The sequence below is a fragment of the Pseudomonas sp. A-B-19 genome (assembly GCF_019947515.1).
GTDB lineage: Bacteria > Pseudomonadota > Gammaproteobacteria > Pseudomonadales > Pseudomonadaceae > Aquipseudomonas.
This window is the reverse complement of record NZ_JAGYGN010000007.1, coordinates 257,914-267,949: the sequence shown is the minus strand read 5'-3', so window position 1 is coordinate 267,949 and position 10,036 is coordinate 257,914. Positions and strand designations below refer to the sequence as shown.

At 61.8% G+C, this 10,036-nt stretch carries 11 protein-coding genes; 4 read left to right on the top strand and 7 right to left on the bottom strand.

Translation table 11 applies throughout. The features are described 5' to 3' along the window. Window positions 1-355 precede the first annotated feature (355 nt). Window positions 356-1,708, top strand: a complete 1,353-nt coding sequence (locus KGA81_RS10950) for a 3-oxoacyl-ACP reductase (protein ID WP_223545814.1) — start codon at window positions 356-358, stop codon at window positions 1,706-1,708. Window positions 1,709-1,710: 2 nt separating this feature from the next. Further along, window positions 1,711-2,565, top strand: coding sequence for a MaoC family dehydratase (locus tag KGA81_RS10945; RefSeq protein WP_223545813.1), 855 nt, complete (start codon window positions 1,711-1,713; stop codon window positions 2,563-2,565). Window positions 2,566-2,723: 158 nt separating this feature from the next. Here the strand turns inward: KGA81_RS10945 and KGA81_RS10940 are convergent, their stop codons facing one another. The 5 genes from KGA81_RS10940 to KGA81_RS10920 all read right to left on the bottom strand — a co-directional run bounded on the left by KGA81_RS10940 (window position 2,724) and on the right by KGA81_RS10920 (window position 5,828). Continuing rightward, entirely contained in the window at window positions 2,724-3,029 is a 306-nt protein-coding gene (locus tag KGA81_RS10940; protein ID WP_223545812.1) for a DUF6124 family protein, read from the bottom strand. A 507-nt stretch (window positions 3,030-3,536) separates the two neighbouring features. After that, window positions 3,537-4,100, bottom strand: coding sequence for a DUF4136 domain-containing protein (locus tag KGA81_RS10935; RefSeq protein ID WP_223545811.1), 564 nt, complete (start codon window positions 4,098-4,100; stop codon window positions 3,537-3,539). Between the two features lie 55 nt (window positions 4,101-4,155). Then, a complete protein-coding gene (locus tag KGA81_RS10930; RefSeq protein ID WP_223545810.1) occupies window positions 4,156-4,764 on the bottom strand; it encodes a DUF4136 domain-containing protein in 609 nt (202 codons plus the stop codon). A 12-nt stretch (window positions 4,765-4,776) separates the two neighbouring features. Then, window positions 4,777-5,526, bottom strand: a complete 750-nt coding sequence (locus tag KGA81_RS10925; protein ID WP_223545809.1) for a methyltransferase domain-containing protein — start codon at window positions 5,524-5,526, stop codon at window positions 4,777-4,779. Further along, on the bottom strand, window positions 5,526-5,828 hold the full coding sequence (locus KGA81_RS10920; protein WP_223545808.1) for a MazG-like family protein: 303 nt from the start codon (window positions 5,826-5,828) through the stop codon (window positions 5,526-5,528). Before KGA81_RS10920 ends, KGA81_RS10925 begins: the two co-directional genes overlap by 1 nt. Window positions 5,829-5,985: 157 nt before the next feature. On the opposite strand from KGA81_RS10920, the gene KGA81_RS10915 reads away from it, so the two are divergent. Both KGA81_RS10915 and KGA81_RS10910 read left to right on the top strand, forming a co-directional pair. Continuing rightward, window positions 5,986-6,279, top strand: a complete 294-nt coding sequence (locus KGA81_RS10915; protein WP_223545807.1) for a hypothetical protein — start codon at window positions 5,986-5,988, stop codon at window positions 6,277-6,279. A gap of 154 nt (window positions 6,280-6,433) precedes the next feature. Further along, the gene (locus KGA81_RS10910) at window positions 6,434-7,783 is read left to right on the top strand and encodes an MATE family efflux transporter (protein WP_223545806.1); all 1,350 of its coding nucleotides are present in this window, start codon (window positions 6,434-6,436) and stop codon (window positions 7,781-7,783) included. Between the two features lie 17 nt (window positions 7,784-7,800). Here KGA81_RS10910 and KGA81_RS10905 read toward each other — a convergent pair whose 3' ends face one another. Together KGA81_RS10905 and KGA81_RS10900 are read right to left on the bottom strand one after the other, a co-directional pair. Beyond that, on the bottom strand, window positions 7,801-8,595 hold the full coding sequence (locus KGA81_RS10905; RefSeq protein WP_223545805.1) for a DUF4123 domain-containing protein: 795 nt from the start codon (window positions 8,593-8,595) through the stop codon (window positions 7,801-7,803). Next, window positions 8,592-9,911, bottom strand: a complete 1,320-nt coding sequence (locus tag KGA81_RS10900) for a type VI secretion system Vgr family protein (RefSeq protein WP_223545804.1) — start codon at window positions 9,909-9,911, stop codon at window positions 8,592-8,594. Before KGA81_RS10900 ends, KGA81_RS10905 begins: the two co-directional genes overlap by 4 nt. Window positions 9,912-10,036: the final 125 nt, after the last annotated feature.

Below are 10,036 nucleotides of genomic sequence, written 5' to 3'. Positions count from 1 at the left end.
CCAGCACCATGCTGGCAGCTTTGAGCTTGAACTCACTGGAATAAGATTTACGCATATCCAAACACCTCAGATTTGGGCGCCATCATAGCGCCCGATTGAAGTGTCCAAAATCATTAGGCCAGTTCAGTTTGCTCGCGATGAGGCCATCAGCTTCAATATCTTCGTTGACTGATACACCGCCATCGCGAGCAAGCTCGCTCCCCCATTGAACGGATTCCAATTCAGGGAGCGTTGCGCCATAAATCCTGCGACAAACTACTCTGCTGTAACCAAGCGTAGGCCTTATCTCGTGGATCGAACGAATGATCGCCGTTCGTGATCCACACTTTGAACCCCAGCTTTCGGAGCGCGTTCCATGTCTGACCGCTATATCGACTTCGCCAATTCGTCCATCGGTCATCGCCTGGTCGGCGCCCTGGGGTTGCCGGTGCCGAGCAGACTGGAGCGCTGGCAAGCGGGCCGGTTGCGACCTGTGGAAGGCGCGTTGCTGATCGGCGGCGGGCCATTGACCGAACTCGTCAGCGCCTTCGCCAACCGCCTGACCGACGCGATCTACAGCTACGGCACCGAGCCTTCGATGGCCACGGCCTGGATTCCCGGCCACGGACCGAAACTCAAGGCCGTGGTGTTCGACGCCAGTGATCTGCTGCACACCGATCAGCTCAAGCAACTGCGCGAGTTTTTTCAGCCGTTGATGAAGAACCTCGAACACTGTGCGCATCTGGTGATTCTCGGGCGCGATCCGCAAACCTTGCGCGATCCGTTCGCCGCCAGTGCGCAGCGTGCCCTGGAAGGTTTCAGCCGTTCCCTGGCCAAGGAGTTGCGCAACGGTGGCACCCTGCAGTTGATCCATGTCGGCGAAGGTGCCGAGGCGCAACTGGAAGGTCCGCTGCGGTTTTTCCTCTCGCCGAAAAGCGCCTTCGTGTCCGGGCAAGTCATTCGCTTGAATCCGTGCGCGACGCCAGTCACCGACTGGACACGCCCGCTCGCCGGGCGCAAGGCACTGGTCACCGGCGCAGCACGCGGTATCGGTGCCGCCATTGCCGAAACCCTGGCCCGCGATGGTGCCGACGTCATTCTGCTCGACGTGCCGCCGGCCAAGACCGATCTCGAAGCCCTTGCCGCGCGCCTCGGCGGGCGCAGCATCATCCTCGACATCTGCGCCGAAGACGCCGCCGCGCAGTTGCTCGAACAGTTGCCCGACGGGCTCGACATCGTGGTGCACAACGCCGGCATCACCCGCGACAAAACCCTGGCCAACATGACCCCGGAATACTGGGACGCCGTGCTGGCGGTCAACCTCAATGCGCCGCAAGTGCTGACCAAAGCCCTGCTCGACAGCGGCACCCTGCACGACAACGGGCGGGTGATTCTGCTGGCGTCCATCAGCGGTATCGCCGGCAATCGCGGGCAAACCAATTATGCGGCGAGCAAGGCAGGGCTCATTGGCCTGGCGCAAGCATGGGCGCCGCTGCTCACCGAGCGCGGTATCAGCATCAACGCCGTGGCGCCGGGCTTCATCGAAACACAGATGACCGCGCACATTCCCTTCGGCCTGCGCGAAGCCGGACGGCGCATGAGTTCGCTTGGCCAGGGCGGTTTGCCACAAGACGTTGCCGAAGCCGTGGCCTGGCTCGCACAACCCGGCACCGGCGCGTTCACCGGGCAAGCGTTGCGCGTGTGTGGACAGAGCGTTCTGGGGGCTTAGACATGATCAACGACTGGCACACACTCAAACGCGAACCGAGCCTGCCGGGGTCGTACGCGCGAGCGGCGACACGGCGAAAAATCACTGGCACCCGCCTGCCCGACTCGGGTTTGCGTTGCTGGGTCGAAGTCGACCCCAAGCACCTGGCGGCTTATCGCAAGGTCTGTGGTTTTGCCGACAACGGCCTGCTGCCGCCGACCTATCCGCATATCCTCGGGTTCGCCTTGCAGATGCAATTGCTCACGGCCAGGGACTTCCCGTTTCCGCTGCTGGGCCTGATTCACCTGAGCAACCGCATTCGTGTACTGCGCCCCATGGGCGGGGTGAATCGGGTGTGCGTCAGCGTGCAAGTGCAGAACCTGCAACCCCACGCCAAAGGCGCGACGTTCGATCTGTTGACCAGCCTCGACGATCAGTTGGGGCCGTTGTGGCAAGCAGAAAGCCGGATGCTCTGTCGCGGCGTCAAACTTGAGGGTGAACCACTCGAAGAACCTCTGACAATCAGCCTGGACTTGTCCGAGACCGAGCACTGGAAAGCGCCCTCGGACATCGGCCGGCAATACGCCAAGGTGTCCGGCGACTACAACCCGATTCACCTGAGCACGGCCAGCGCCCGACTCTTCGGTTTCCCGACCGCCATCGCCCACGGCCTGTGGAACAAGGCGCGCACGCTGGCTGCGCTGGCCGGGCACCTGCCAGCGGCGAATGTCGAGATCGCGGTGCAATTCAAGAAGCCGGTACGGTTGCCCGGTGAGGTGACGTTGCTGGCCAGTGCGTCGGGACCGAGCGGGGAATTTCAGTTGGTGGGTGCCGGGGATCTGGAGCATATGGTCGGACAGTGGCGGCCAGTTGCATGATAAGACCGACGCCTGTGGCGAGGGAGCTTGCTCCCGCTGGGCTGCGAAGCGGCCCCGAAACCCGGCAATGGCATTTTTACTGATACTCCCCATCGACCGGTTTACGGGCGCTACGCCCCCGAGCGGGAGCAAGCTCCCTCGCCACAAAAGCTCCGTGTTCAGTCTTGCGGATCGAGATTATCCAGCGCCCGGTTCACAGCCAGCTCACCCAGCATGATCACCTGCGCAATCCCCAGCATCGTATTGCGCTGCGAGCCTTCCAGAAACCCCGCGAAATCACTCGCCATCACACTCGCCGACGCCAGTGATTCACAGGCGTGGGCCAGCAGGGTTTCGGTTTCGATGTGCGGGGCAATGACGAACATCGTGCTGGGTTTGTGGGTGAGAGGTTGCCTGGGTGGATTGAGATAGTGATCGAGGGCGCGGTCGGCGGCTTCGGGGGGATTTGGGGTGGGTTTGATCATGGTGAAGCTCCAAGTATGAGATGGAGCTGCCACTGATCGCCGCGACAGCAATCAAGGGTGGCAGCTGTACGCGGGGTCGCGGACCGAGCTACTTGGAAACCCGGCATACCCGAAGGTATCCCGCGCACAGCCACCATTACATCAAACGACAAGCACCGAAGCGCTCCGGTTTGGGCCGGTGGATTATGCACCAAGTAGACTTAACAGGCCGCGACAGCCCGATCACTGAATTTGCAGTGACGGACAAAGGCTAGAGATCGCGTTTCCGACGGACAACCTGAAAAACATGTCGGAGGTTTCCTCGGGACTTGAGGAAAACTACACAGGATTGGTCGGCTGACAGGCCGTCTTCGCTGGCAAGCCAGCTCCTACAGGGATTGGGGGCGTTTGCCAAAAGGGACCCGCCGTCAGGGCGGAACCATAAGTCGCCGTTACCGCAGCAATGGATATGTACACCATCAAAAAAAACCCCTGCAGGGAGCACAGGGGTTGAGATGCCGGTTGATTCTAGGACGCTTGCGGCGGGTAGTTGGCCAATATCCGCGAGACCGTTTGCCAGATGGCATCGCGACGATCCGTCGGGTTCGGCGTGCGGCTGAGTATCTGCTCATCACTGCCGCGCCACACCAGTTTGCCGTCCTTGCCATCGAGCAGGTCGATCTGGATGGTCGCCACTTTGTAGCTGACATTGCGGGTTTCGTTGTACATCGGTGCGCCGTAGTAGCCATGCCATGGGTAACCCCAGCCGCCGCCGTAATTGGTGGTCACCTGCTGTTGCCGCTCTTCGACAATCAGGTAGGCCTGCACATTCAAATCGCCCTTGGCGCCTGCAGCGGCGGGACGCAGACCGCGCTGATCCAGTTGATCGGCAACCGCCTGACGGATGCGCTGTTCGGTCAGGTCGCTCTTGATCCGCGGATCATCGGGACGGTATTGCAGGGCGGGTTCTTTCCAGGTCCAGCTGCGATAGGCAGCAAAGTCGCGGCTGGCGTCGAAGTCATGATTGACCTGGTTGGCGGCGCAGGCACTGAGCAGCGCGGCCACTGCCAGTAAAACAAAACGGCGGAACATGATAATTCTCCGGTTGAAGACATGATCCTGTGGAATGCTTCTTATCTACAAGAAGCTAACTGGGAGGATACGCCGACATAGCCTTTTCCACAGCCTCCCGTATCGCATCGGCGCGCTCGCTTTCGCTGCCCCGGTTGCCGGTTTCAGCGCTGGAGCTCCATATCGGCAGACCGCTTTTGGCGTCAAACATGTCCACCTGCACGACCATGACCTGTTCCTTATAGGTACGGATGATTGGCACGGTGGCGTATCCGCCATATCCAGGGCCGTAGCCGTTGTAGCCACCATAACCGCCGCCGTAATAGTCGTCCCGAACCTGACGCAAGCGGGTTTCCAGGCGCAGGTCGGCGCTGACAAACAGGTCGGCCGGGCGATTGTCGTGCAACGGGCGCAAGCCACGTTGATCCAGTGCATTGCTGACCGCTTCGGCAACCTGCGCCGAGTCGGCCCACGCAGTGCCCGGTGGCAGATGGCCGTTGAGCCAGGCCCAACTGCGGTACTTGCCGTAGTCACGGGGCGCCGCCGGGTAGGCGCTGCGATCGAACGTATTGGCAGCCTGGGGCGGCGCCGGTGGCAAAGGGTTTGAAGTGGCGACATAGGGGTTGCTGCCTTGACAGGCAGCCAGCCCCAGGCAGAGCACCAGTACACCTGAATGATTTTTCATTTCGTGCTCCGATCAGACAGGCCGACAGATCCAGTGCAAGTAACGCCCAAGCCCGGCAAAGCTCGGATGACGGCGGTGGGCCAGCTCCATTTCGAGCAGGTCCACCAGTTCGGCACGGGCCTGGAATTCCACCGGCATGTAATCGTGAAAAACCCGCACTCCACTCTGTATTTCGACCGTCCACAGGCCTTCAAGTTGCGCCGCCAGCTCGCGCGGATCAAGGGGCTGCTGCGGGGTCAGGCTCTGCTTCTCGCCGGCCATGTCGTTCTTGCGCATCTTGCGGAAATGGCCCTTGAGCAAGTTGCGATAAATCAGCGCATCGCGGTTGTAGAACGCCAGGGACAGCCAGCCATCCGCCTTGGTCAGCTGATGCAGCACCGGCAGGATGGCGTGGGGTTCGGCCAGCCATTCCAGCACCGCATGGCACAGCACCAGGTCGTAGGGCTCGGTGAGCTGCCCGAGCAGTTCCTGCCAGGGTGCCTGAATGAACGTGGCGCTCTGCCCGGCTTCGGCAAAACGCTGGCGGGCGCCTTCGAGCATCGGTTCGGCCGGCTCGGCGAGGGCCACCTGATGGCCGCGCTGGGCCAGCCACAACGACATATGGCCAAGGCCGGCGCCGATGTCCAGAACGCGCAGCGGCCGATCGGGCAAGGTTTCGGCCAGATCGGCCTGCAACACCGCCAGACGGATCGCACCTTTGGCACCGCCGTAGATTTTTTCGGCGAAACGGGTCGCCAGCTGATCGAAATGACGGTCGCTCATCAGCTGAACCTCCGTTCGCTGTCCGCCAGTTTGCTGCGCACCACGGCATCCATGTCCAGGCCCAGCTCACTGCACAACAGCAATAGATAAAGCACAATGTCACCGACTTCCTGCCCGGCGTGGGCAAGTTTGTCCGCCGGCAACTGGCGTGACTGGTCTTCGGTCAGCCACTGGAAAATCTCCACCAGCTCGGACATTTCCACGCTTGCGGCCATGGCCAGGTTTTTCGGGCTGTGAAATTGCCGCCAGTCATTGCGGTCACGGATGGTGTGCAGGCGTTCGGTCAGTTCAACAAGGTTCATCGGGCTCTCCTGAAGGTGTATAGCTTCGGGGGGATCACAGGTGAAGGCAAGCGGCAGAAGTTGCATGCTCACCTGTGCAACCCTCTATGCTTATGGGGGCTCGGCAGCATGATCGACAGCCCAAGACTCAATTCTCTTTAATCAGGACGTTCACTCCATGCAGGCAGAAGGTTTTTCCGAATGGCTCGGCCAGGTACTCGGCTCGATCATCCGCTTCATCGTCGATGCCCTCAGCGGGCTGTTCAATCTGTTGAGCAACGCCAGCAGCAATTTTGTCGAAGGCCTGTCCCAGGCGCTGGGCATGGATACCTCGGTCATCAGCATCATGACCTTGATCCTCGGGTTGATCCTGCTGTGGTCGGCAATCCGCGCCTTTCTCAATGCGTCGTTCATCATGGGGATCATCTGGCTGATGCTGGGGCTTTGGTTGCTCAGCTGGATCATCCACTGACACCATCAATTCCTGTAGGAGCCGGCTTGCCGGCGAAGGCGTCGTCCAATATTGCATCGCACTGGCGGACGCCTTCGCTGGCAAGCCGGCTCCTGCATTGGAGCGCGGCATATCCGGAATGTGCCGCTACAATGCCTGCTCCCAAGGAGCCTGCATGTCCAACCTGAGCGCCGACTGGCGCGACCGCCCTACCCATCGCCGGGTCTGGGCACTCGCCGCGCCAATGATTCTTTCGAACATTTCCGTACCGCTGGTGGCACTGGTCGACAGCACCGTCATCGGTCACCTGCCCCATGCCCATCAACTCGGCGCCGTCGCGGTCGGGGCCAGTATGTACACCTTCCTTGCCTGGGCCATGGGATTTCTGCGCATGGGCTCCACCGGGTTCGCCGCCCAGGCGGCGGGGCGCGGGGATGGTGCGGCCTTGCGGCAGATTCTGTTGCAGGGCCTGCTGCTCGCCATCGGCCTGGCCGTGGTCCTGGGTGCGGTGGGCGTGCCATTGAGCGGGGTGGCGTTGCACTTCATGCAACCGTCAGCGGAACTCGACCAACTGACCCGAGAGTTCTTCCACACCCGCCTGTTTGGCCTGCCAGCGGCGCTCGCCAGCTATGCACTGGTCGGCTGGTTTCTCGGCACCCAGAATGCCCGGGCGCCGCTGGCGATTCTGTTGAGCACCAACCTGGTCAACATTGCCCTGAACCTGTGGTTCGTCCTCGGCCTGGAATGGGGCGTGGTCGGTGCCGCCCGTGCCTCGGTGATTGCCGAATGGACCGGCGTACTGATCGGTTTGCTGATGACCCGCAAAGCCCTGCGCGCCTACCCTGGGCATATCGTCTGGGTAGCATTGGCGTTATGGCAGAGTTGGCGGCCATTGCTGGCGGTCAACCGCGACATCTTCATCCGCAGCCTGGCGCTGCAATCGGTGTTTTTCCTGATCACGGTGCAAGGCGCGCGGCTGGGCGATGCCACGGTCGCTGCCAATGCCCTGCTGCTCAATGGCTTGCTGCTGACCGCCCACGCCCTCGATGGCCTGGCCCACGCCGTGGAGGCACTGTGCGGGCATGCTCTCGGCGCCCGCGACCGCGATGCCCTGCGCCGTTCATTGGTAGTGGCTGGCGGCTGGTCGTTGCTGGCGAGCCTGGGTTTTGCCGCGCTGTTTCTGTTCGCCGGGCATTTGTTCATCGAGATGCAGACCGACATTCAGGGTGTGCGCGACACCGCATTCATCTACCTGCCCTACCTCGCCGTACTGCCGCTGATTGCCGTCTGGAGTTACCTGCTCGACGGTCTGTTCATCGGCGCTACCCGCGCCAGGGAAATGCGCAACGGCATGCTGCTGACCGTGGCGCTGGTGCTGCCTTTCGGTTGGGCACTGCAAGGCGGGGGCAACCATGGCCTGTGGATAACCTTTTTGTTGTTCATGCTCCTGCGCAGCCTGACCCTTGGCGTGATTGCCTGGCGCCTGCGCCGTCACGATGGCTGGTTCGCCGGCAGCACTCACTGAACGGGGCGACCTCATGATCAGGGTGGATCGTTCTGCCACAAGTGACGCAGGCTATCGAGGCGTTCCTGCTGAGTCCTGCCCGGCAGTGGCTGCACGGGTACGGCGTCGGGATACTGCAAGCGCAGCCATATCCAGCCATCAAGCACCGGGCGCTCGCTGAAACCCAGCGCCAACCCCTCTTGCACATGAGCCCACAGGCGGGAGAAGTCGGCACCGGTGGATTGATTCCAGCGCCAGGTCTGCTGCTCGAGCAGGCAGGTTTGCAGTTTTTCCTGTTGTCCGGCGCTGAGGTTCTCCTCGACTGCCAACGGGCTGACCGCCAGCCCCGGGTTGGACAAGCGCTGCCAGCCCTCACATCCCATCGCGCGGTCGGCCCAGCTACCACCGAACCAGCGCAACTGGTTGATGGGCCCGAGCCAGCGACTGAGCTCAACGGCATCGCAGGCATCGAAGAAATAGCTGGCCGTGATCGGGTTGTAGTAGCTCAAAAGAGCCCGGTGCAGGCCAAGCGTGACCGTGAGCATGCGCCGCAAATGCGCCAGCAACGACGCAGCGCTGGCCTCGCTGACCATCAGCAATCCGGGCCAGCGCTGTCCGTCGACGATGCATAAATCGGCCAGTGCCGGGCAGGTACACAGATCGACCAGGACCGGTCCTTGCTCATGCAGCGCATGCCACTGCGTACCTTCGAACAACCCGAAGCACCGGGCTTGTGCAAACATCTGCCGAAGTGCGACACCCGCCTGCGGCGTGCCCGGCACATCCAGCAACAGCCACTGCGGGGGTGCCTGGGGCGTGCGTGTGGCGATCATGCTCCAGAGCTCTGGCCAAGCTGCGTCGCCAGACGACAGGTGCACAACGCCTGTGCGCAATGGTTGAAACTGCCACCGCCGGGCAGCAGGCACAACACCAGCAATGGTTCCCCCGATCGCAACCATTGCTCCAGGCCCTCATCAGGGGCGCAGCCGGGCTGAGGGGTATCAGCGTCCGTCACTTCGACCGCTGTCGGCCCATGCAGCAGCCCGGTTATCTGCGGTTGATCGGGATCGCCCTCGACAAAACCCACGACCAGCTCAGTTCCTTCCCGTAATGGCAAGAACATCGATGCCTGCAGTTGCCTGGCCAGGGGCAACCAGCAATGACTGGGCGCAGCCCCTTCGCCCTGATAAAGCCAGTCGAACTGCACCGGTACCGGCCTTGCCGGGTCGGGGCCTGGTTCATCGACCTCGACGACCCACGCCCGTTGCACGCTATGCATCTTTGGTTTGACCGTCGCACAGGGCGGCTCGATTGTTGCCGGCCAGCGCAGGGCACGGGCCTGATTGTGGTAAGGAGTCGCTGCATCCTGACTGCCCCAATGCTCAACGTGGGTCAGCAACCAGAGGCGATTGCATTCGGCAACCGGATGACCGGACAGCGGCATCAGCCGACCGCTGCGCAAGGTCACCAGGTCTGTCCGGCATTCGGCACTCTGCGCTGCTGTCCCGCCGCAGTGCTGACGCTCGAACTGCCGCACCGCCGGCCGATCGCCCTCGCTGCGCAATACCGCAGGCTCGCCGGTTGGAAATTGTTGCTGGTCGTCGCCGAACACTACGCAGTGCCCCCCGACCCGGTTTTCGAAGTGGTAGTAAAGTCCCTCCTCGGCGCACAGTCGCTGGAGAAATTGCAGGTCTGACTCTCGATATTGCGTGCAGAAATCCCGGGGCGGGTATTCGCCGCTCAGTGCCAGGCGTCGATCTTTGCCGGTTATACCGTGCTCCTTGAGCACCCGGTCGAGGATTTGCGGCACTGAGAGGGCGCTGAAAATTCGTTGGCTGAAGCGCTGGGCCAGGCAAGCCAGTTTTGGCCCCAGACGCACCTGGCAGAGCCTGGATCCCGAGGCATGCTCACGCTGGACGAGTTCATGCAATTGTCCATGCACGGGGCTTGCGGCTGGTCCGAAATGCAACGAGGCCGGGCGGTACAGCAAACTGGCAAGGTCAAGTACCGGGTCATCGATCAGCAGTTCCAGATCGAACACGAACGGCTCGCTGATGGCCTCTTTACCGGTAAAGGCCAGGACCTCAAAGGAGTCGGGCAGACCTGCTACATCCAGACGAAATGACGGTTCGTTGACTGGATTGAACATCGGCGTTTCTCTACAGGAGGGGCGGCCGGGGATTCTCGCTGAGAGACATGGCCGAGTAGAGTGCCGAACTACAAATTAGGAAATAACCTACGCGAAAAGAAGACCAAATGCTTTGGGTGGCCGAG